The sequence below is a fragment of the Microbacterium sp. NPDC055357 genome (genome assembly GCF_053644835.1).
Window position 1 is genome coordinate 57,679 of sequence record NZ_JBSHLZ010000010.1, and the last position, 21,859, is coordinate 79,537.

Genomic DNA, 21,859 nt, shown 5'->3' on the forward strand with positions numbered 1-21,859 from the left:
GATCCTACTGATGCGGCGGATGCTGCTGGATAGGCTGGCAGGCATGGCAGAACTCGCGACACGGGCCGTCGGCGTGGACATCGGCGGCACCGGGATCAAGGCCGGCGTCGTCGATCTCGATCGTGGAGCGCTCGCGAGCGAGCGCATCAAGGTCTCGACGCCTGCGGGAGCCGAGCCCGATGATGTGCTGGCCGCCGTTCGTGAGGTGCTCGACCGGCTCGGGATCGGAGACGAGGACACCGCGCTCGGCGTGGCCTTCCCCGCGGTCGTCAAGCACGGGCGCACCCTGTCTGCCGCCAACGTGTCCGATGCCTGGATCGGGTTCGAGGCGGAGAAGTTCTTCGAGGACGGACTCGGTCGCGAGATCCACTTCGCGAACGACGCCGACGTCGCCGGGGTCGCAGAGCTGCGCTACGGCGCGGCGAAGGGGCAAGCCGGACTCACGATCCTCACGACGCTCGGAACAGGTATCGGCACCGCCATGCTCTACAACGGCGTGCTCGTGCCCAATACCGAGCTCGGGCATGTCCAGCGTGCGAAGCACGGCAAGGATGCCGAGGCGTATGCCGCCTATTCGGCGATGGAGCGCGACGACCTCAGCTGGAAGGAATGGGCGAGCCGGCTGCAGTGGTATTACGGCCACATCGAGTCCCTCTTCAGCCCGGACCTGTTGATCGTGGGCGGAGGCGTGTCGAAGCACGCCGACAGCTTTCTGCCGTTGCTGGATCTCGACACGCCGATCGTGCCGGCCGTGCACCGCAACAACGCCGGAATCATCGGCGCGGCTGCGCTCGCGCTGGGCTGACGACCCTTCGACAAGCTCAGGGACCGGTTGCGCGCTCAGGGACCGGTGCAAGCTCAGGGACCGGTGCGCGCTCAGGGACCGGTGCGCGCTCAGGGACCGGTGCGTGCTCAGGGACCGGTGGGCAGTTCAGGTGCGAATGGGCCGGCCTGTACGCCGGGTTCTGTCCGGGGGCCGAAGCCCCGTGGACGGTCATCTCTCTCGGCGACACGTTGCCGTGCCGCTCCAGCGGTCTACCCGGGGACTCGGCGGGCCGCGTCATCATCCCCTGTATGACCTTGCTCCGGGCGAGGTTTGCCGTGCGATTCGCGTCACCGCGAACCCGGTGGTCTCTTACTCCACCCTTTCACCCTTACCCCGGCTCGCGCCGGGGCGGTCTGCTCTCTGTGGCACTGTCTCGCGGATCACTCCGGGTGGGTGTTATCCACCGCCCTGCCCTGTGGAGCCCGGACGTTCCTCGGCGCGACACGGCGAACCGTGCGCGACGCGACCGTCCAGCCGACCCATTCGCAGGAATGATTCTACCTTCCTCGTGAAAATGCCGATTCACCGGCTCCGAATCCGATAGCCTGTGGGTCACCACGGAAGCGAACTGGGATCGCCCCGTGGTCGTCAGCCTTTGGGGAGGCATAACAGGCATGCGAAAAATCATGACTACTGCGACGGTCGCAGCAGCACTCATTCTGGTCGGACCTCTCGCGGCTTTCGCCGATGAACCCGAGAGCAACGCGCCGGTCACGATCACTGTCGACATCGATGCGGGCTACACGCCGGGTGTGCCGACGGAGCCCTCGCTCGCGGGAACCGTCGTCACCGGTGAATGCGTGCAGGGTGTGCCGTGGATCGGCTACGACGTCGTCCGGCACGACCCTGAGGGTGTGGCCACGACGACCGCGGCGGAACTCGAGATCACCAACGGCGTCGAACGGGTCACCCTGGATCTCGGTGAGTTCGTCGACGACCGTGTGAGCGGTCGCGTGCTCTGGCCCGGAACCACCGTCGACGCGTCGGGTGCCGTCACAGGCTGGACCGGAATGGTTCAGAATGCCGACGGCGCATGGGTCGCGACCGATGGCAACTACGCCTGGACCCGCGATGACATCCGCTCGGTGATCCGTGCCGATGCAGAACTCGCCGTGCTGCTGTCGTACCCGCTGTCGACTCCGGAGTGCCTGAGCCTGCCGCTCACCGACGGCGACGGATCCCCCGCGCAGCTTCCCCTGACGGGGCTCGACGCGGCGGTCATGCCGATCGCGATCGTCGGTGGGATCGCGCTCCTGGCCGGCGTGGGGTTCTTGGTGATGCAGCGCCGCCGTCGCGTCTGAGACGTCTTCGCACACCGCGCCGCGACGGACCAGCTCGTACGGCGAAGTCACAGCCACAATCGCGCCGAACAGGAGTAGCCTGTGGTGCACCGCGCGCGGAGGGGAAACGCGTTGCGGTCGCGAAGCCTTTGGGGAGGCGACCATGCGAACGATCATGGCTGCAGCGACGATCGCAGCGGCACTCATCATCACCGGACCACTCACTGCGGCCGCCCAGGACTCCGAAGCGAGTCCAGCGCCGGTCGCAGACGCCGACGGATACACGCCGGATGAACCCACGGCGCCGACGCTTGCAGGTTCCACCGCGGTGGGCGAATGCGAGGCGGACGTGCCGTGGATCAACTTCTCGATCGCGCTCACGGATCCGGACGATCTCGCAACGGACAAGACCGCCACGATGGTTCTGGCCGGGGGCGGGAACACCGTCGAGATTCCACTCGGAGAGCTGGTCGACGACAGGCTCGCCGGGAGAGTCCTGTGGCCTGGGGCATCCGTCGGTTCGGATGGCACGGCGACCGGATGGCCCGGTTGGGAGCAGCTGCCCGGCGGCGAGTGGCGGGAAACCGACGCGAACTTCGGCTGGACACGTGGCCCGATCACGGCGTACATCGAGGTCAATCCGCAACTGGCGGTGCCTTTGTCCTACCCCGATGCGTCACCGAACTGCGTGCTCGGCCCGCGACCTGCCGTCTTCTCTGCGGGGCTGCCGGCGACGGGAGTCGGCGCCGCGGTGATCCCCCTCGGGATCGGTGGGGCGCTCGTCGCGATCGCCGGGCTCGGCCTGCTGGCGATCCACCGGCGCCGCGCGCGTGCCTGAGCGTTCCGGACGGTCGTCGCGCACGCGGACGCCGTCTCGTTCGCGACGCTGGATCGTCGGAGCATGCGTCGCCGTGTCGGTGCTTCTCGTCGGGGCAGTCGTGTGGGTCGGCGTCCGCGCAGTCCTGGTCAAGGACGAGCTCGAATCGATGATGGAGCTCATGGGTCCGGTTGGCGAAGCCGCGGACGCACGTGATGTCGATCGCCTGGAGCAGCTCGTCGGCCGTGTTCACACCCACTCCGCCCACGCGCAGTCTCTGACGGGCGATCCGGTGTGGCGACTGGCAGAGGCCGTGCCGATGCTCGGCCCGAACATGACGGCAGTCCGTCTCGTTTCGCACAGCCTCGCCGAGATGTCGCGCACAGGGCAGCCGCTGCTCGAATTGGCGTCGGCGACCGCCTCGGATTCGACCGTCTCCTCCGTCAAGCTGCTCGCGCAGGCGCGGGAACCGCTGCGTGACGCGGCCGACGCCTTCACCAGGGCCGATGGCGACCTGCGTGCGGTGCCGGGCGACGACCTGATCGACCAGGTCACGGAAGGCGTCACGGCGATCCGGAGCTTCACCCGAGCCGCCGTGCCGCTCGTCACGACGCTGGCCCAGAGCGCTGACGTGCTGCCCCGCGCCCTCGGTGCCGATCAGCCGCGCACCATCCTCGTCATGCTGCAGAACAGTGCGGAGCTGCGGACCGCCGGAGGTGTCGCCGGGTCGTTCGTCCTCCTGCGATCGGACGGCGGCGAGATCACCGTTGTGGATCAAGCGGACTCGTCCTCCTTCGAGGGCAGGTCGAAGCCGGTCATCGAGGCGTCGGATCCGTCGGGCGAGCTCTACGGCGATGTCTTCGAGCGCTACGTCCAGAACATCTCGATGACGCCGGACTTCGCCCTGACCGGGGAGCTCGCGAGCGCGTGGTGGGAGGAGTACTCGGGCGAGGCTCCCGACCTCGTGCTGTCGTTGGACGTGCCCGCGGTCGCGGCCCTCCTCACGTCCGATCCACTCGTCCTCGCCGATGGATCGGAGCTTGCCAGCGAAGACCTCGTGCAGAAGATGCTCGTCGACAGCTACTTCGAGCTCGACCGTGACGCGCAGACGGAGTTCCACAGGGTCGTCGTGGGCGCGGCGATCTCGCGTGCGCTCACGCAGGGCGCGGATCCGATCTCGTGGGCCGAGCGACTCATGTCGCCGCTTCGCGACGGACGGATCTCGCTGTGGAGCCCGGATCCCGGTGAGCAGGCTGTGATCGCCGGCACGGAGTTCGGGGGGCCGTCTTCGCGGTTGGCTTCAGCCGGCGACGCCGCGTACGCCGTCTGGCTCAACGATGCGACGACGGGAAAGATGAGCAGCAACCTCGACGTCGATATCCAGGCGGGCGAGGTCATGTGTCGCAGCGACGGTCGTGCAGAGACTTCGATCGCCGTCACGCTCACCAACACGGCGCCGCCGACAGCCGCGGACTGGCCGTGGTGGGTCACGGGCGGCGGCATCGAAGGCGTACCACCCGGTCATATCGCGACCGACGTCACGGCGGCGGCACCACGAACGGCGTTCTTCGGAGGTGTGACCGTCGATGGCGAGATCGTGCCCTCGGTCGAGGCCGAGGATGACACCTACGCGGCGAGCAGAGCGAGGATCACCGTGGCGCCCGGCGAATCGAGCGCTGTGGAATTCCGATTCATCGCGGAGGATGCGCACGCCTCATCGCCGACGGTGCTGCACACGCCGCTCATGCGAGAGCTCGTCGTGAGCGACTACACCCCCACCTGCCGCTGACCCGGCCCTACTCCTGCGCCGAGTCGGCGACGCGCAGATCCAACGGGAAATCCAGCGGGAAGTCGCCGAAGAGGTGCCGGGTCGCCGCAGCCGCGGCATCCGTGACGGCCACGGAGACGTCGTCCACCATCGCCGCGGGCGCGTGCACGATGACCTCATCGTGCAGAAAGAAGGCGAGGTGCGGTGTGCGCGCGAACACGGCGCCGGACCGCGGAGCCGGAGCGTGCGTCGCCGAGGGCATCGCCGCGAGGCGCCGGCGGATCTCGGCCAGCCAGGCCAGCGCCCACTCGGCGGCCGTCCCCTGGACGATGAAGTTGCGCGTGAAGCGCCCGCGGTCGCGCGCCGCTCGGCGAGCGTGCGACTGCTGACCGGCGGACGCGCCGTCATCGCTCGCGCGCGCTTGCGCATCGGCCCACTCGGCCGACGGGCGCGGTGACGTGCGGCCGAGCCACGTCGACACGACGCCGCCCTGCTCGCCCGTCGCGGCTGCCGCGTCGACGAGCCCCATCGCTCGCGGGTATGCGCGACGCAGTCGCGGCACGAGACGGCCCGAGTCCCCCGTCGTCGCGCCGTACATCGCGCCGAGGACCGCGAGCTTCGCCTCGGCGCGGGTCGGCACGGCGCCGCCGTCGACGATGCCCTCGTACAGGTCGCGACCGTTCGCCGCAGCCGCCAGGGCGGTGTCGCGCGACATTGCGGCGAGCACGCGAGGCTCGAGCTGCGCGACGTCGGCCACGATGAGCTTCCAGCCCGGGTCGGCGCGCACGGCGGCGCGCAGCTGCCGCGGCAGCTGCAACGCTCCCCCGCCCGATGACGCCCACCGGCCCGTCACGACGCCCCCGGGCACATAGACCGGCCGGAAGCGGCCGTCAGCGACCCACTCGTCCAGCCACGCCCAGCCGTTGGCCGACAGCAGCCGGGTGAGCTTCTTGTACTCCAGCAGCGGCTCGATGACGGGATGCGTGTGCTCGGCCAGCTCCCAGCGGCTCGTCGACGTGACGAGCACACCCGCGCGGTGGAGGGCCCGCAGCAGCTTGGGATGCGAGTCGAGGTTCGCGTGCGGATCGCCGAGACCCTCACGCACGCGCTGCGCCGCCTGCACGACGAGGGCGGGCGATCCGCCGCTCGCGGGGCGCGGGCCGAGCACTCCCGTCAGGATGCGATCGTGCTCGGCGGCGTCCCACGGAACTCCCGCGGCACGCAGCTCGACCGCGATGAGCGCCCCGGCCGATTCCGCGGCGGTCAGCAGGCGCAGGCGCGCGGGGTCGGTAGAGGTCGCCATCGCGGCGCGCTGACGCAGCAGCTCGTCGCGCGCCGCGTCGAGCCGGTCGGGCAGGGCGGATGCCGCCGTGTCGACGACGTCGAAGAGCGCCGGTGTGTCATCGACCGGCACCGGGGCGGCATCCCATGGCGACGGTGCCCGCGAAGCGGCATCCGTCACCAGTTCGCTGTCCCGCAGGATCGCGCGGCACAGGCGCAGGTCGTGACAGCGCTCGACGCGCACGCCGCTCCCGAGAAGCGGTGCGTACCAGGCAGGCGTGTCGCTCCACACCCAGCGCGGATGGCCCAGACGCTCCTGCGCGGCGACCCACGTGCCCAACTCGGACCGGGCCAGGGTGAGCCGTTCGAGCTCTGTTCCCCCGGCGTCGAGCGTGACGATGCCGACGTCGTCGCCCGCGCGGCCGACGACGATCCAGGCGGGGGCGTCAGCGCCCGTCACTGCTCACAGGCCGGATTCCTCCGTGCGCACGAGGATGCAGCCGCACTCGGGGCAGGTGAGAACGGCGTCATCGGGCGCGGTGCGCAGGGTCTGCAGATCCGTGCCGGAGAGCACCATGCGGCATCCTTCGCACGTGCGCGCGTGCACGAGTGCCGCACCGATCCCGCGAGAGGCCAGCCGTTCGTAGTGGGCGAGGAGCTCTGCCGGGACATCGCCGGCGACCGCGGCGCGATCGCGCGTCGCGGCATCGAACGCGGCCGTTGCCTCGGCGACGACCCGCTTGGCCTCGGCACTCAGCTCGGCACCCTCGGCGTTGGTCGCATCGATCAGGCCCTCTTGTTCCGCGACGGCGGCGTCGGCCTGCTCGAGACGTTCCATCGCTTCGAGTTCGGCGTCCTCGAGCTCGCTCTTGCGGCGGGCGAGCGCCTGCAGCTCGCTCTCGAAACCCTGCGCCTCTTTCACGTTCGACGTCGCCCCGAGCCGTTCGGAGTCGCGTGCGGCCCGCGCGTCGACGATGGCGACATCGGACTCCAGCCGCGAGATCTCGGTGCGCACGTCGTCGCGGACGCCGAGGCGGGTCGTGAGCTCTTGAGACAGTTCCTGCCGACGGGCGATCAGCTCCTTCACACGCGCCGCCTGCGGCGGATTGCGGCGCAGGTTCTCGGACTGGCGGATGCGGACGTCGAGGTCGGCGAGATCCAAGAGGCGACGCTGGTCTGCGGGGCTGGCATTCACACCTCAAACCTACCCCGCCCGATCGGCGCCTCGCGGGTCAGAGCTGCAGGACCCAGGTCGCCACCAGGAAGTAGATGATGAGGCTCGTCGCATCGCAGAACGTCGAGATGAACGGTGTGCTGAAGACGGCAGGGTCGGCCCGCAGCGTGCGCGCCAGCATCGGCATGATGCCGCCGACCGTCGCCGCGAGCGTGCAGATCGCGAAGAGCGTCGCACCGATCACGAGGCCCAGGGCCGCACCGAAGACGAGACCCGCGATTGCGAATCCCAGCACGCCGAGCATGCCGCCCAACAGCGCGCCGACACGCACTTCGCGCCAGGCGACGGCGAGCACGTCCCGCGTGGACACTTCGCCGACGGCCAGAGCGCGCGTCACCGTGGTCGCCGCCTGCGCGCCCGTGTTGCCGGCCGTGCCGGTGAGGAGCGGAATGAACAGGGCGAGCGTCACGACCTGCTCGAGCGTCGCTTCGAAGACGTCGATCACGCCGACTGTCAGCAGGGCCGACACCGCCAGGGCGAGAAGCCAGACGACGCGCGAGCGCACGATGCCGAGCACGGGTGTCGTGAGGTACGGGCGGCCGAGCGGTTCGGATGCACCCTGCCGGGCGGCATCCTCGTCTTCTGCCCGCTCGAGGATGCGCGCGGCGTCATCGACGGTGAGGATGCCGAGCAGCCGGTCCTCGCCGTCGACGACGGGTGCTGCGAGCAGTTGCGCGTCGACGAGCGAGCGCGCGGCGATTTCAGCATCGTCGCTCGCGTGCACGTGACGGGCATCGGTCATGAGGTCCGAGATGAGCGTGTCGGACGGGCCCATCACGAGGTCGCGCAGGCCCACGACACCGAGCACGCGCCGCTCGGCGTCGGTGACGGGCAGGGTGTAGACCGTCTCGGCATCGCGCCCCCGGTGTCGGACGTGGCTCAGGGCATCGCCGACCGTGAGCTGGGGCTGCAGGCGCACGTACTCCGTGCTCATGAAGCGACCGATGCTGCCGCCCGGGTAGCCGAGCATGGGCGCGGTGAGCTCGCGCTCACGCGCCGACAGCCCGCTCATGAGCTTCTGCGCGACGCCCGCGGGGAGCTCGTCGATGAGCTGGGCCCGATCATCGGGATCGAGTTCTTCGAAGACGCGCGTGACGTCCTCATCGCGGAGTCCCCGGAACAGCTCCGCACGGATGCCGTTGTCGAGCAGCTCGAAGACTTCGAGGGCCTTCGCCCGGGGCAGCAGTCGATAGAGCACGGCGCGGTCGGCGGCGTCTTCGCGTTCGAGCAGACGCGCGATCTCGTGCGCATCCTGCTCGGCGAGGAGCCCGCCCAGGCCCGCGAGGTCACGATCGCGCAGCACCGGTTCGATCCTCGAACGCAGCTCTTCGAACTCGTCATCCATTGCCGCATCATCGCAGAACCGCCGCGGGAATGTCGGTGGGCCCTGCCGGGATCGAACCGACGACATCCCACTGTGTGGTCCCTGCGTTTTGGGGTGAAAACTATTCCCCTCCTGGCCGCCCCTCCACGAGACCGCGTTCGGGCGGCCAGGGAGCTCGCGGGCCGTGCAGAGACACGCGCTGACCTGGCTCGCGCACGTGTCCGACGCACCATGCCTGGCTTCGAAGCTGTGAGAAACGTCGGTCCCCAGGAAGCACCATCGGGCCATCCATTGCGCCGATGACGCACGCCAGGTGCGGAGGAGACAAACAGAACCGGAGGCGTGACGGGATCGTCCGGTTTGATCGACTACCTGGTAGCGCCGTGCCTTGCTGTCACGGTGATCCGCAACAGCGCAATCTTCAGATATTGCTCGGGATGCAGCGCAGGTCCTTCGTCGTCGGTACGGTCACCTGTCGACGTGGCGGAGTGGCCGCATTCCATCGGGACGACGGAGCCCCCGACGCATCGGGGGCTCCGTCAAGTGGTGAACATGACTACTGGATCGCGTAGAAGACCTTGTCCGCGAGCATGCCAGGTCGGACTGCGAGGACACCGTCCGGCGGCGTGGGCACCTGCATCGCAGTATTCCCCGTGACACTTCCTCCGTTGTAGAGCGTGCTCATGGTGTCGAGCACCGGGTCGGGTGCTACAACGATCTTGTCGAGGCCGCTGACGGTCGTACCGGATGCCGTCACGTACTCGACGCCGACGAACGCGGCCATCTCACCGTCCGCGTCGTCGCCGACATAGGTGGCGGTGTAGTTGACGATGATGTACTCAGTGCCCTCGTCAGGCGCTTCGTTCCAGACGTCGTTCGCGGCGATGACGGTGTCGGTGGCAGCGAGCGTCACGCTGTTGATCGTGACTTCCCAGTCGTCGCTCGTGACGGTAGTGCCAAGGGGGTAGGGGTTCTCTCGTGTTCCCTGCTCGGCAGCGGCGGGCTCTTCTTCAGCGGTCGCTTCTTCAGCGACGGGTTCCTGGGAGGATTCGACCACAGTCGTGTCACCGCTGCCGAACGCTTCGCTGGCGGCATTGGCGACGACGAAGAAGAAGACGATGAAGCCGACTACCGTGCCGACGATCGCGACGACGAGGCCAATGATCCCGGGCCACTTGGGCCCCTTCATGAAGAGGGACACGATAGCGAGGACAAACGCGATGGGGAGAAGGATCCAGCCGACGATGAGCGCACCGGGAATGCAGGCGAAGATGAAGCCGACAACGGCGGCAATCAACGCGACCAGGCCGACGATGTTCTTCTGCTTACCGGGCATTTGAGGTGTGGGGGGCACTGCGGCAGACGCAGGCGCTGAGGGTGGCTGTGGTTGAGTCATAGGAAGCACCCTGGCAGAGAGGTCCGACACGCATTCGCCAAGTTGCCGTTTCGTTATTCGTCGGCTGGCGACCGGTAGCCGCGCACGGATGGCATGGTCCAGTCCGAGATGAGAACGGCGCCGCGAGAGCGGAGCCGTTCGATATCGATTGGCCAGCGCATTCCCGCACGGGGCCGACCTACGCACCACCGAATCATCACGGCACGAACCCCCGCCGTCGCGGTCGCTTCGCCCGAGCCGCGGAATCTTCCGAGCACCAGTCTTGACCTGCTTGACGTGGGCCCTGCCGGGATCGAACCGACGACATCCACGGTGTAAACGTGGCGCTCTACCAGCTGAGCTAAAGGCCCTTGCTCGTCGATTCTAGGGTGCACGCATCCCCCGGCTCCGCGCACCCCAACCGCGCTAGGCTGAGAGACGGTGATTGTGCACGAGCGACAACGTCGTGCGTCCATCAGTAGCGAATACCTGGCATGACCTGCCAGAACGACGAAAGGTCTCGCGTGACTGTCAACGACCAGGACCCCTACTCCCAGGAGCCGCAGGACAGCGACCCCGAGGAAACCTCGGAGTGGCAGGAGTCCCTTCAGCAGCTCGTGCAGGCCAAGGGGCACGGACGTGGTCGCGAGATCATGCTCAGCCTGCTGCACACCTCGCGTGAACTGCAGCTCAACGTGCCGCAGGTCCCCACGACGGACTACATCAACACGATCGCTCCGGACAATGAGCCGGAGTTCCCCGGCGACGAAGAGCTCGAGCGGCGCTACCGTCGGTGGATCCGGTGGAACGCCGCCGTCACGGTGCATCGCGCGCAGCGCCCCGGCATCGGGGTCGGTGGCCACATCTCGACCTACGCGTCGTCGGCGTCGCTGTACGAAGTCGGATTCAACCACTTCTTCCGCGGACTGGATCACCCGAGCGGCGGAGACCAGATCTTCATCCAGGGCCACGCCTCCCCCGGCATCTACGCGCGTTCGTTCCTCGAAGGACGCCTCACCGAAGCGCAGCTCGACGGGTTCCGCCAGGAGAAGTCGCGGGCGCCGCACGGCATCCCCTCCTACCCGCACCCGCGGCTCATGGGCGACTACTGGCAGTTCCCCACCGTCTCGATGGGCCTCGGCCCCATCAACGCCATCTTTCAGGCGATGACCAACAAGTACCTCACGAACCGCGGCATCAAAGACGTGTCGGATTCGCACGTCTGGGCGTTCCTCGGCGACGGCGAGATGGACGAGGTCGAAAGCCGCGGTCAGCTGCAGGTCGCCGCGAACGAGGGGCTCGACAACCTCACGTTCGTCGTGAACTGCAACCTGCAGCGCCTCGACGGTCCGGTGCGCGGAAACGGCAAGATCATCCAGGAGCTCGAGAGCTTCTTCCGCGGTGCCGGCTGGAACGTCATCAAGGTCGTCTGGGGCAGCGGATGGGACGAACTGCTCTCGCAGGACGCCGACGGTGCCCTCGTCCGTCTCATGAACACGACGCCCGACGGCGACTACCAGACCTACCGCGCCGAAGACGGTGCGTTCATCCGCGACCACTTCTTCGGGCGCGACGAGCGCACGGCCGCTCTCGTGAAGGACTGGTCCGACGAGGACATCTGGGGCAAGCTGCGCCGCGGCGGGCTCGACTACCGCAAGGTGTACGCCGCCTACAAGTCCGCGACCGAGCACAAGGGGCAGCCGACCGTCATCCTCGCCAAGACCATCAAGGGCTACGGTCTCGGCCACCACTTCGAGGGTCGGAACGCGACCCACCAGATGAAGAAGATGACGCTCGAGGACCTCAAGCAGTTCCGCGACTCGATGCGCATCCCGATCTCGGACGAGCAGCTCGAAGAGAACCCGTACCTGCCGCCCTACTACAACCCCGGCGAGCAGGACGAGACGATCCAGTACCTGCGCGAGCGTCGTCGCGAACTCGGCGGATTCCTGCCGGAGCGCCGCACGCACCACGTGGGCCTCCAGCTGCCGGGAGACGAGGCGTACGCGCTGCCGAAGAAGGGCTCGGGCACGCAGGAGATCGCCACGACGATGGCGTTCGTGCGTCTGCTGAAGGACCTGCTGCGCTCGAAGGACTTCGGACACCGCATCGTGCCGATCGTCCCCGATGAGGCCCGTACGTTCGGCATGGACGCGTACTTCCCCACCGCCAAGATCTACAACCCGCACGGCCAGAACTACACCTCGGTCGACCGCGAGCTGCTCCTGGCCTACAAGGAGAGCCCGCAGGGGCAGATCATGCACGTCGGCATCAACGAGGCCGGTGCGGTCGCCGCGTTCACCGCGACGGGCACCTCGTACTCGACGCACGGCGAGCCGCTCATCCCCGTCTACGTCTTCTATTCGATGTTCGGCTTCCAGCGCACCGGTGACGCGCAGTGGGCAGCCGGCGACCAGATGGCGCGCGGCTTCATCATCGGCGCGACGGCCGGGCGCACGACCCTGACGGGTGAAGGCCTGCAGCACGCGGACGGGCACTCGCACCTGCTCGCCTCGACCAACCCCGCGACGGTGTCGTACGACCCCGCCTACGGCTACGAGATCGCGCACATCGTGCGCGACGGACTCGAGCGCATGTACGGCGGCGCGCACCCGGATCCCAACGTCATGTACTACCTCACGGTGTACAACGAGCCGCTCGTGCAGCCCGCCGAGCCCGAAGGCGTCGATGTCGAAGGCATCCGCCGCGGCATCCACCGCATCTCGTCGTCCGAGGGCGACGGGCCCCGCGCGCAGCTGCTGGCGTCGGGTGTCGGCGTGCCGTGGGCGCTCGAGGCGCAGGAACTGCTGCGCGAGGACTGGGGCGTCCACGCCGACGTCTGGTCGGTCACGTCGTGGACCGAGCTGCGTCGAGACGGCCTCGCCGTCGACGAGCACAACTTCCTGCATCCCGCCGACGAGCCGAAGACGGCGTACATCACCGACAAGCTGCGCGGCACGCCCGGCCCCGTCGTCGCTGTGAGCGACTTCATGAACGCCGTGCAGGACCAGATCCGACCCTGGGTCGAGCACAACTACTGGACGCTCGGCGCCGACGGATTCGGCTTCTCGGACACGCGTGCGGCGGCGCGTCGCTACTTCAAGATCGACGGGCCCTCGATGGTCGTCCGCACCCTGCAGGCCCTCGCGGCCGAAGGCACGGTCGACGCGTCGCTCGCGGCGCAGGCGATCGAGAAGTACCGTCTGCACGACGTCAACGCGGGCACGAGCGGAAACGCGGGCGGCGAGAGCTGACCCGCGCGATGGCCGCCTCCGAAGAAGGAGACAAGACCGAGACGCTCGCCTGGCTGCGGCGCATCTCGGGCGATCTCGCGACCGCGACGATCCAGCGCCTCGATGACACCCTGCCCTGGTACGCCGACATGCCGCCCGCGCGGCGGTCTGCCGTCGGACTCGTCGCGCAAGCCGGGATCACGGCGTTCATCCAGTGGTACGAGGACCCGACGTCGACGCCGTGGATCGCGGCGGACATCTTCGCCGCCGCGCCGCGTGAGCTGCTGCGCAGCGTCAGCCTGCAGCAGACGCTGCAGCTCATCCGCGTCACGGTCGGTGTCACCGAGGAGCGCGTCGCGGGCAAGGGCGAGCATCTGCGCGAGGCGATCCTGCTCTACTCGCGCGATGTCGCCTTCGCCGCCGCCGACGTGTACGCGCGAGCCGCCGAGGCGCGCGGGCTGTGGGATGCGCGGCTCGAGGCGCTCGTCGTCGACTCGATCCTCACGGGCGAGGCCGATGAGGAACTGCCCAGCCGGATCGCGGCTCTGGGTTGGCACGGTCACGGCGAGGTCGCCGTGCTCGTGGGCACGACTCCCCCGCAGCTCGATGTCGATCAGCTGCGCCGCGTCGCGCGCAAACTCGGCATCGACGTGCTGATCGGCGTGCAGGGCTCGCGCCTCGTGCTGGTCGTGGGAAGAGCGGATGCCGCGGGCCGTGAGGACGTCCCCATGGATCTGCCGTTCGTCGAGATCGCGAAACGCCTGGAGCCCGGATTCGGTCCCGGACACCTCGTGCTCGGGCCGACCGTGCCGGCGCTCGTCGACGCGAGCCAGAGCGCCCGCGCAGCGCTTGCGGGATTCGCCGTCGCGCGCGCCTGGCGGCATGCGCCCCGGCCCGTGGAGGCCGACGATCTGCTGCCCGAGCGCGCCCTCGCGGGCGACCCGCTGGCCAAGATCACCCTCGTCGAGCGCATCTACCGTCCCCTGCAGGCACACAGCCCCGATCTCGTCGCGACCCTGTGGAGCTATCTCGACAACGGTCGCTCGCTCGAAGCGACCGCCCGCGAGCTGTTCGTGCACCCCAACACGGTGCGGTACCGACTCAAACGCGTCTCCGAAGTGATCGGCTGGGACGCAACGGGCCCGCGCGAGGCCCTCATCCTCCAGACCTCGCTCATTCTCGGTTCGATCGGCTCGGATTCGGTGCGCCGACGCCCCGCAGCCCGACGCACGGCCTCATGACCGGCGTCGACGATCTGTACGACGCACACAAACCATCGCGGGATTCTTGTGCGAGACTCGCCAGATCCGCCTCAACGATGATTGGCAGGATGAGTAAGTGATCATTGCGGTCTTCCCCGGTCAAGGCTCTCAGTCCCCCGGTTTCCTGGCTCCATGGCTCGAGCTCGACGGCGCCGCCGCCCGTCTGGCCGCGTATTCCGAATGGGCCGAGGTCGACCTCATCGCCGCCGGGACGGAGTGGGACGCCGATCGCATCCGTGACACGCGCGTCGCGCAGCCGCTCATCGTCGCGGCGAGCCTGCTGTCCTGGTCCGCGCTCGGCGCGACGGACGGCATCCACGGCTTCGCGGGGCACTCCGTCGGTGAATTCGCGGCCGCCGCCGCCGCCGGCATCCTCTCGGAAGAAGACGCCCTGCGCCTCGTCGGCATCAGAGGCCGCGCCATGGCTGAGGCCGCCGCGCTCGAGCAGACCGGGATGAGCGCCGTGATCGGAGGCGACCAGGCGACCGTCGTCGCCCGCCTCGACGAACTCGATCTGACCCCCGCCAACTACAACGGCGGCGGCCAGATCGTGGCAGCCGGTGCGCTCGACGCTCTCGCCGCCCTCGCTGCCGAGCCGCCCGCCAGCACGCGCGTCATTCCACTTCAGGTCGCCGGCGCATTCCACACCCGCTACATGGCACCGGCCGTCGAGGCGTTGCGCTCTGCGATCGAGGGCGTCGACGCGACGGATCCCGCCCGCACCGTGTGGACCAACCACGACGGATCCGCGGTCGCGGCGGGATCGGACTTCACCCGCCTGCTCGTCGACCAGGTCGCCTCTCCCGTGCGCTGGGACCTCTGCATGCAGGCCTTCGGCGACGCGGGCGCTGCCGGCATCATCGAACTCGCTCCCGCCGGCACCCTCGTCGGGCTCGCCAAGCGCGCACTGCGCGGCACGCCGACGGTAGCGCTCAAGACCCCCGGTGACCTCGACGCCGCCGTCGCCCTGCTCTCAGGAGGCAACGCATGACCCGCACGATCGTCCAGCAGACCGGACCGGCCCACACGCGCATCTACGCGTACGGCGCCGCACGCGGTGAGATCTCCGTGCCGAACGAGGATCTCATCGGCCCGATCGATTCGAGCGACGAATGGATCCGCCAGCGCACGGGCATCGTGACACGCACGCGGGCCGTCAAGGAGACGACTGCCATCGAGATGGCGACGGATGCCGCGCGTGAGGCGGTCGAGCGCTCGGGCATCGACCCGGCCCAGATCGACGCCGTGCTCGTCGCGACCATCTCGAACCCCCGGCAGACGCCGTCCGTGTCGGCGATCGTCGCCGATCGCATCGGAGCCAACCCCGCGGCGGCCTACGACCTGAACGCCGCGTGCGCGGGCTTCGCCTACGGCGTCGCGCAGGGCGATGCGCTGATCCGCGGCGGCCTCGCGAACTACGCCGTCGTCGTCGGCGTCGAGAAGCTGAGCGACGTCGTCGACCCGACGGACCGGAGCATCTCGTTCCTCCTCGGCGACGGCGCCGGCGCCGTCGTGATCGGACCCAGCGACACGCCCGGCATCGGTCCGACGGTGTGGGGATCGGATGGCTCGAAAGCGGATGCCGTCACCATGAACGCCACGCTGACGCAGTTCCGCGACGGCGAAGTGCCGTGGCCCACGCTCCGTCAAGAGGGGCCGACCGTGTTCCGGTGGGCGGTGTGGGAGATGGTCAAGGTCGCCCGCCAAGCACTCGATGCCGCCGGGATCGAGGCATCCGATCTCGCCGCTTTCGTTCCCCACCAAGCAAACATGCGCATCATCGACGAGTTCGCCAAGCAGCTGAAGCTGCCCGAGAGCGTCGTCGTCGGTCGCGACATCGAGACGACCGGAAACACGTCGGCCGCGTCCATTCCTCTCGCGACGCATCGTCTGCTCGAGGAGCATCCCGAACTCAGCGGCGGACTCGCTCTGCAGATCGGCTTCGGCGCCGGCCTCGTGTTCGGCGCGCAGGTCGTCGTGCTTCCGTGACGCGAGCGGCCCCCGCTCTAAACTGAATCCGGGCCGGCCGGTCCGCGAATCCCGAAACAACAGGAGAAACCATGGCACTCACCAACGACGAGGTCCTCGCCGGGCTCGCTGAGCTCATCACGGACGAGACGGGAATCTCGGCCGATGAGGTCGCCCTCGAGAAGTCGTTCACCGATGACCTCGACATCGACTCGATCTCCATGATGACGATCGTCGTCAACGCGGAAGAGAAGTTCGGCGTCACGATCCCCGACGACGAGGTCAAGAACCTCAAGACCGTCGGCGACGCCGTCACCTTCATTACGTCGAACCAGGCGTAGCACGATCACCGGTGGGGGCCTCGGCCCCCACCGGATCAATTTGCGAGGAACATCCCTCTATGACCATGTCACGCATCGTCGTCACCGGCATCGGAGCGTCGTCGCCCCTCGGCGGCACGGCACCCGAAAGCTGGTCCGCCTTGCTCTCCGGCGTCTCGGGAGCCCGCTCCCTCGAGCACGAGTGGGTCGAGCAGTACCAGCTGCCGGTCACCTTCGCGGCCGAGGCGCTCGTGCGCCCCGACACGGTCCTCGAGCGTCCGATGGCCAAGCGGCTCGACCCGTCGTCGCAGTTCGCGCTCGTCGCCGCACTCGAGGCATGGGCTGACGCCGGCAGTCCCGAAGTCGACCCGGAGCGTCTCGGTGTCGACTTCGCGACGGGCATCGGCGGCGTCTGGACGCTGCTGGACGCTTGGGACACGCTTCGTGAGAAGGGACCGCGCCGGGTCATGCCGATGACGGTGCCGATGCTCATGCCCAACGCGGCCGCGGGAAACCTCTCGCTCCACTTCGGTGCACGCGCCTACGCGCGCACGGTGGCCAGCGCGTGCGCGTCGAGCACGGAATCGATCGTCAACGCCGTCGAGCATCTGCGCGCAGGGCTGGCCGACGTCGTGATCGCGGGCGGCACCGAATCCGCCATCCACCCGATCACGATCGCCTCGTTCGCGTCGATGCAGGCCCTCTCGCGGCGCAACGACTCGCCCGCCACGGCATCCCGGCCCGGCAGCATCGACCGTGACGGGTTCGTCATGGGCGAAGGCGCCGGCGTGCTCATCCTCGAGACCGAAGAGCATGCCAAGGCTCGTGGCGCCAAGATCTACGGCGCCGTCGTCGGCGGGGGCGTGACAGCGGACTCGTACCACATCACGGCGAACGACCCCGAGGGCGCGGGCGCGGCACGCGCCGTGCGGATGGCACTGGAGATGGCGGATGCCGCCCCCGACGATGTGACGCATGTCAACGCGCACGCGACGTCGACCCCCGTGGGCGACCCGAACGAGTATCAGGCGCTGCGCAGCGTCTTCGGCGACCGTGTCGATGAGATCCCGGTCTCGGCGACGAAGGCCTCGACGGGTCACCTGCTCGGCGGCACGGGAGCTCTCGAGGCGATCTTCACGGTGCTGGCGCTGCGCGACCGCACCGCTCCCCCCACGATCAACCTGACCGAACAGGATCCCGAGGTGCCGTTCCGGCTGTCCGGGACGCCGACGCCCCTGGGCGACGGCGACCAGCTGGCGATCAGCAACTCGTTCGGCTTCGGCGGTCACAACGCGGTCGTCGCCTTCGCTTCTGCCTGAGCGCGCGAGAACGCCCCCGCGATCGATGGATCACGGGGGCGTTTCTCATATCGGGCGGAGGCGATTCGCCTTCTCAGCACCGGGTCACGTCACCGGCTTCCGGTAGTCGCGCCTCGCCGCCGCCCACATCTCACCCCACCTTGTGCAGCCACACGACCGGTGCGTCGTCGCTGGCGTGCCGGAAGGGTTCCAGTTCGTCGTCCCACGCCGAGCCCAGCGCGATCTGAAGTTCTCGCTGCAGCTCCTGCGCGTCGCCGATGGCGAGTTCCATCGCGTACCGGATGCGATCCTCGCCGATCACGACGTTGCCGGCGGAGTCGGTCTGGGCGTAATGGATGCCGAGGCCGGGGGTGTGCATCCACCGGCCGCCGTCGCTGCGCGGAGTGGGGTCTTCGGTCACCTCGAAACGCAGGTGCTCCCACCCGCGGATCGCGGTCGCCAGCGCAGCCCCCGTGCCGGCCGTGCCGTCCCAGTAGAACTCGGCCCGACGACTGCCCTCGAGAACGGGCTGGTCGCTCCATTCGAAGTTGACGGCGCGCCCGAGGGCGCGACCGACTGCCCACTCGAGGTGGGGGCACAACGCTCGTGGCGCAGAGTGGATGAGAACCACTCCACGCGCCTGCGGTGTCGCCATGATGTTCTCCGTTTCGTCAGGTGCGTCTTCCCCTACGACCTGACTCGGTTCATCGTGGCTTGTTCTGTTGTGCTGTGGTCATTATCACCCGAACGACGCCGGAATGACAACCGTGTCATTTCGGCGTGTCATGAGCGATGCCCCCGACCAGAAGGCGGTCGGGGGCATCGCAGAGACGAGAACTCAGGCCTCGCTCATGACATTGCGCATGGCTTGGCCCTTCGCGGCGTAGTAGGCCGCGCGCGCGGCATCCTTTCGCGCCTGCTCGGCGTAGCCGGCCTCGAGCACGTCCTGCGGGACCTCGACGTTGTCGACGCGGTTCACGCCGTTGTACTTCTCGATGTAGGCGTCGAGTTCGGGCCCCGAGGTCCACGAGGTGATGAGGCAGTATCGCGGCTCGTCGCCGTTGTGCGTGGCCGCGTGCCACAGGCGCTGCGTGTCCACGATCAGCTGCGCGCCGGCCGGCAGCGCGATGCGCACTTCGCCCTCGGGGTCGGTGCGGTTCTCACGCAGGACGAAGTAGCTGGTCGCGTCGTCGGTCAGGTTGAAGAACCCGCGGACGACCCAGCCCGTGCCGTCGGGGTTGAGACGGTTGTTGTCGTCCTGGTGCAGGTTGTAGAGGCACTCCCCGTACGGGGTCGGCTGCAGTTCGATGACGCGGCAGCGACCGACGTTGGCACCGGGCTCCTGCGCGCGACGGGCGAGGTTGGGCGCCTTGGCCACCTGCGAGTCGATCCAGACGCCGTCCTTGTCGGTGCGCGGCGGCTTGTGGTTCCAGAAGCCGTTGCATTCGATCTCTCCGAACGCGCTCGCGAGCGGCGCGAAGCGCGTGTCGCCCGAGGACTTCCAATCGTTGTACTCGATGTCGAGCCATTCCTTGGGGTCGAGCTCTTGGTTGTAGCTGTCGAGGACGACGTAGCCGGTCTCTTCGAGAGCGGCGGAGGTGATGTAACCCATGAGGTGGATCAGCCTTTCGTAGGGGGCCAGCACGTTTTAACAGGCCCAACTTAGGCAAGCCTACCTCCGCGATCTGCGTGATTCCCGGAGGACAAGCGGGAGGGTGGGTCCTCCGAGTCGCACTGGCGGCGCCGGGCTAAACTCGACGGCGGCGGGGCCGCGACGATTCTTCCGCGGATGCTGCACAGCCGACGAGCAGGAGACGAAGCGACGTGATGGCCACAGCCACGAACATCGATGCGACCGCGGTCAACACCATCGCGTGGCTCTCGGCACCGGACACCACGATCGTCGTCCCCGTCTATCAGCGGCAGTACCGCTGGGATATCGGCGGGTGCGAGCAGCTGCTCGCCGACATCCGGGCCGTCGCCGACTCCGAGTCGCGCACGATGCACTTCATCGGATCGATCCTCTCGTCGGTCGACGCCGATTCCGCCGGCGATACCGCCGACCTCGTGCTGATCGACGGCCAGCAGCGCGTCACGACGCTCATGCTGCTCGTCGCGGCGCTGCACCACACGATCGCCGAGAGCGACCCGGATCTCGCCGCCGAACTCCAGGCGGTGCTCGTGCGCGCCGACGATCCGACCCGCACGAAGCTGCGCCCGCACCGCGCGTGGGCCGGTGTCTTCCAAGACGTCGTCCTGGACCGTCGCTCGACCGACATCGGTGAGCGCGACTCGCGCTTCGACGACAACTACGCCTTCTTCCGCAGCCAGATCAGTCCGGGTGAAGCGCCGAGCATCTGGCGCGGTCTGCAGCGACTCGAGCACGTCGCGATCACTCTCGGGGCGGGCGCGAACGCCCAGCAGATCTTCGCGAGCCTCAATTCGACGGGTGAGCCGCTGCGAGACCACGAGCTCATCCACAACTACGTGCTGATGGGGTTGACGCACGACGAGCAGACCGAGATCGAGCAGGACTACTGGGTGCCGATCGAGCAGAACACCGGCTCGGCGATCGGCGCCTTCTGGCGCCACTACCTCATCATGCTCACGGGTCGTGAGGTCGCCGTCGCCGGTGAGCACGGCGTCTACAGCGCGTTTCGCGAGGAGTTCCCGCGCATCGACGTCGCGACCCTGCGCACGCATGCCGAGCAGTGGCGGGCGCACTCCGAGATCTATCGGACGTTCCTCGACCCCTCGCTCGAGGAAGACCCCGAGGTCTCGCGCCACCTGACCTACATCAACACCTTCGGCCGCATCGCCTATCCCCTGATCCTGCGCGCCTACCGCGACGCGAGTACGGGACAGGCTGAACGCTCCGACCTGCTGGCAACCCTCGAGCACATGCAGGCGCTCCTGCTGCGTCGCACGATCGTGGGCCTCCCGAACGAACGCCTCGTCGCGCGGCTCTGCCGTGCGCGCGACGAGAGTGCGCAGGCGCTCGTGCACGCCATCGCTCGCATCACGCCCTCGGACGAGCGGGTGCGCGTCGCGCTGAAGTACGGCGATCTTCCTCACGCCCACTATGTCCTCGGCAGAATCGCCGGCATCTCGTCTGCGCACGCACTCGACGTCGAGCATCTCTTCCCGCTGTCCCCCTCGGATGCGTGGACGGGCGACGGCGCCCGCACATGGGCGGAGTACTCCGAAGACGAGCAGAACAGTCACCGCGCCCTCGCGCAGACCCTCGGCAACCTCGCACTGCTCGAGGAGCCGCTCGCGGAGCGCGCGCTGGATCGCGACTTCCCGGCCAAGCGCGAGCTCTATCGCGCGAGCGGCATCGACGACACTCGCGCCCTCGCCCACGAGGCATCCTGGGACACCGCTGCGATAACGGCGCGCACCGCGCGGCTCGGCGCCCTGTTCCTCGAGATCTGGGCGCGGCCCGCCTCGGTGCTCATCGACGACGACGGTCTCACGCCGATCCTCGACGCCGTCCGCAGACGCGGCTGGCCGCGCGGCTGGGAGCGCGAGTTCGACTACACCGAGTACCGCGGAGAGCACTGGGAAGTGCACGACGTGAAGTACCTGTTCAACCGCGTCTTCAAGCGGCTGTGGGCCGACTCCCGCGAGAGCGTCATCGCCTTCAGCGCCCGCCGCGGCGGCCCCCTCTATCCGACCCGTTCGTGGAACGGACAGTGGGACCAGCTCGACGACGACACCCACCTGTACATGGGGTGGGATTCGAAGTACATGCTCACAGCGGTGCAGGGCGTCCTCGAGGAGGCGGGCATCGCTCACGAGGTATTCGTCAAATACTCCTATATCGCTGCCGCGATGTAGCGACCGCGCGTGCGGTGGTGATTCGAGGGCGAG

17 protein-coding genes, 1 tRNA gene and 1 other RNA gene are annotated in these 21,859 nt (G+C 68.5%); 11 read left to right on the forward strand and 8 right to left on the reverse strand.

What is annotated here, in order from left to right:
* Positions 1 to 43: 43 nt before the first annotated feature.
* Positions 44 to 805: a polyphosphate--glucose phosphotransferase gene (gene ppgK / locus ACWICD_RS12465; protein WP_376125726.1), complete on the forward strand. Its 762-nt coding sequence runs from the start codon at positions 44 to 46 to the stop codon at positions 803 to 805.
* A 133-nt stretch (positions 806 to 938) separates the two neighbouring features.
* On the opposite strand, the gene rnpB is transcribed toward ppgK, so the two are convergent.
* Positions 939 to 1,308, reverse strand: an RNA gene (gene rnpB / locus ACWICD_RS12470) — RNase P RNA component class A.
* A gap of 144 nt (positions 1,309 to 1,452) precedes the next feature.
* Here rnpB and ACWICD_RS12475 point away from each other — a divergent pair.
* From ACWICD_RS12475 to ACWICD_RS12485, 3 genes are all read left to right on the forward strand, one after another.
* Positions 1,453 to 2,127: an LPXTG cell wall anchor domain-containing protein gene (locus tag ACWICD_RS12475; RefSeq protein ID WP_376125723.1), complete on the forward strand. Its 675-nt coding sequence runs from the start codon at positions 1,453 to 1,455 to the stop codon at positions 2,125 to 2,127.
* Between the two features lie 142 nt (positions 2,128 to 2,269).
* Entirely contained in the window at positions 2,270 to 2,944 is a 675-nt protein-coding gene (locus ACWICD_RS12480; protein WP_376125720.1) for an LPXTG cell wall anchor domain-containing protein, read from the forward strand.
* Positions 2,945 to 3,017: 73 nt separating this feature from the next.
* The gene (locus ACWICD_RS12485; RefSeq protein ID WP_376125717.1) at positions 3,018 to 4,712 is read left to right on the forward strand and encodes a DUF4012 domain-containing protein; all 1,695 of its coding nucleotides are present in this window, start codon (positions 3,018 to 3,020) and stop codon (positions 4,710 to 4,712) included.
* 7 nt (positions 4,713 to 4,719) lie between these two features.
* Here ACWICD_RS12485 and ACWICD_RS12490 read toward each other — a convergent pair whose 3' ends face one another.
* From ACWICD_RS12490 to ACWICD_RS12510, 5 genes are all read right to left on the reverse strand, one after another.
* Complete coding sequence (locus ACWICD_RS12490) at positions 4,720 to 6,432, reverse strand: bifunctional 3'-5' exonuclease/DNA polymerase (RefSeq protein WP_376125714.1); 1,713 nt, start codon at positions 6,430 to 6,432, stop codon at positions 4,720 to 4,722.
* A gap of 3 nt (positions 6,433 to 6,435) precedes the next feature.
* Positions 6,436 to 7,167 (reverse strand): zinc ribbon domain-containing protein, encoded by a 732-nt coding sequence (locus ACWICD_RS12495; protein WP_454140356.1) that lies wholly within the window; start codon positions 7,165 to 7,167, stop codon positions 6,436 to 6,438.
* 37 nt (positions 7,168 to 7,204) lie between these two features.
* Positions 7,205 to 8,551 carry a magnesium transporter gene (mgtE, locus tag ACWICD_RS12500; protein ID WP_376125709.1) on the reverse strand — a complete coding sequence of 449 codons (1,347 nt, stop codon included), beginning with the start codon at positions 8,549 to 8,551 and terminating at the stop codon, positions 7,205 to 7,207.
* 535 nt (positions 8,552 to 9,086) lie between these two features.
* Positions 9,087 to 9,866, reverse strand: a complete 780-nt coding sequence (locus ACWICD_RS12505; protein ID WP_454140357.1) for a hypothetical protein — start codon at positions 9,864 to 9,866, stop codon at positions 9,087 to 9,089.
* Positions 9,867 to 10,203: 337 nt separating this feature from the next.
* A tRNA-Val gene (locus tag ACWICD_RS12510) sits at positions 10,204 to 10,276 on the reverse strand.
* A 153-nt stretch (positions 10,277 to 10,429) separates the two neighbouring features.
* On the opposite strand from ACWICD_RS12510, the gene aceE reads away from it, so the two are divergent.
* From aceE to ACWICD_RS12540, 6 genes are all read left to right on the forward strand, one after another.
* A complete protein-coding gene (gene aceE / locus ACWICD_RS12515) occupies positions 10,430 to 13,159 on the forward strand; it encodes a pyruvate dehydrogenase (acetyl-transferring), homodimeric type (RefSeq protein WP_454140358.1) in 2,730 nt (909 codons plus the stop codon).
* Positions 13,160 to 13,167: 8 nt separating this feature from the next.
* Positions 13,168 to 14,379: a PucR family transcriptional regulator gene (locus tag ACWICD_RS12520; protein WP_376125703.1), complete on the forward strand. Its 1,212-nt coding sequence runs from the start codon at positions 13,168 to 13,170 to the stop codon at positions 14,377 to 14,379.
* A 97-nt stretch (positions 14,380 to 14,476) separates the two neighbouring features.
* Positions 14,477 to 15,391: an ACP S-malonyltransferase gene (locus ACWICD_RS12525; protein ID WP_454140359.1), complete on the forward strand. Its 915-nt coding sequence runs from the start codon at positions 14,477 to 14,479 to the stop codon at positions 15,389 to 15,391.
* Positions 15,388 to 16,389 carry a beta-ketoacyl-ACP synthase III gene (locus ACWICD_RS12530; RefSeq protein WP_454140360.1) on the forward strand — a complete coding sequence of 334 codons (1,002 nt, stop codon included), beginning with the start codon at positions 15,388 to 15,390 and terminating at the stop codon, positions 16,387 to 16,389. The genes ACWICD_RS12525 and ACWICD_RS12530 overlap by 4 nt, the downstream gene beginning before the upstream one ends.
* Before the next feature lie 71 nt (positions 16,390 to 16,460).
* Positions 16,461 to 16,709 (forward strand): acyl carrier protein, encoded by a 249-nt coding sequence (locus ACWICD_RS12535; protein WP_039399213.1) that lies wholly within the window; start codon positions 16,461 to 16,463, stop codon positions 16,707 to 16,709.
* A gap of 59 nt (positions 16,710 to 16,768) precedes the next feature.
* Positions 16,769 to 18,007 (forward strand): beta-ketoacyl-[acyl-carrier-protein] synthase family protein, encoded by a 1,239-nt coding sequence (locus tag ACWICD_RS12540; protein ID WP_454140361.1) that lies wholly within the window; start codon positions 16,769 to 16,771, stop codon positions 18,005 to 18,007.
* A gap of 130 nt (positions 18,008 to 18,137) precedes the next feature.
* Here the strand turns inward: ACWICD_RS12540 and ACWICD_RS12545 are convergent, their stop codons facing one another.
* Positions 18,138 to 18,641 carry a DUF3145 domain-containing protein gene (locus ACWICD_RS12545; RefSeq protein WP_376125691.1) on the reverse strand — a complete coding sequence of 168 codons (504 nt, stop codon included), beginning with the start codon at positions 18,639 to 18,641 and terminating at the stop codon, positions 18,138 to 18,140.
* A 183-nt stretch (positions 18,642 to 18,824) separates the two neighbouring features.
* Positions 18,825 to 19,598 carry a hypothetical protein gene (locus ACWICD_RS12550; RefSeq protein ID WP_376125688.1) on the reverse strand — a complete coding sequence of 258 codons (774 nt, stop codon included), beginning with the start codon at positions 19,596 to 19,598 and terminating at the stop codon, positions 18,825 to 18,827.
* Between the two features lie 215 nt (positions 19,599 to 19,813).
* On the opposite strand from ACWICD_RS12550, the gene ACWICD_RS12555 reads away from it, so the two are divergent.
* A complete protein-coding gene (locus tag ACWICD_RS12555) occupies positions 19,814 to 21,826 on the forward strand; it encodes a DUF262 domain-containing protein (protein ID WP_454140362.1) in 2,013 nt (670 codons plus the stop codon).
* The last annotated feature ends 33 nt before the right edge of the window (positions 21,827 to 21,859 follow it).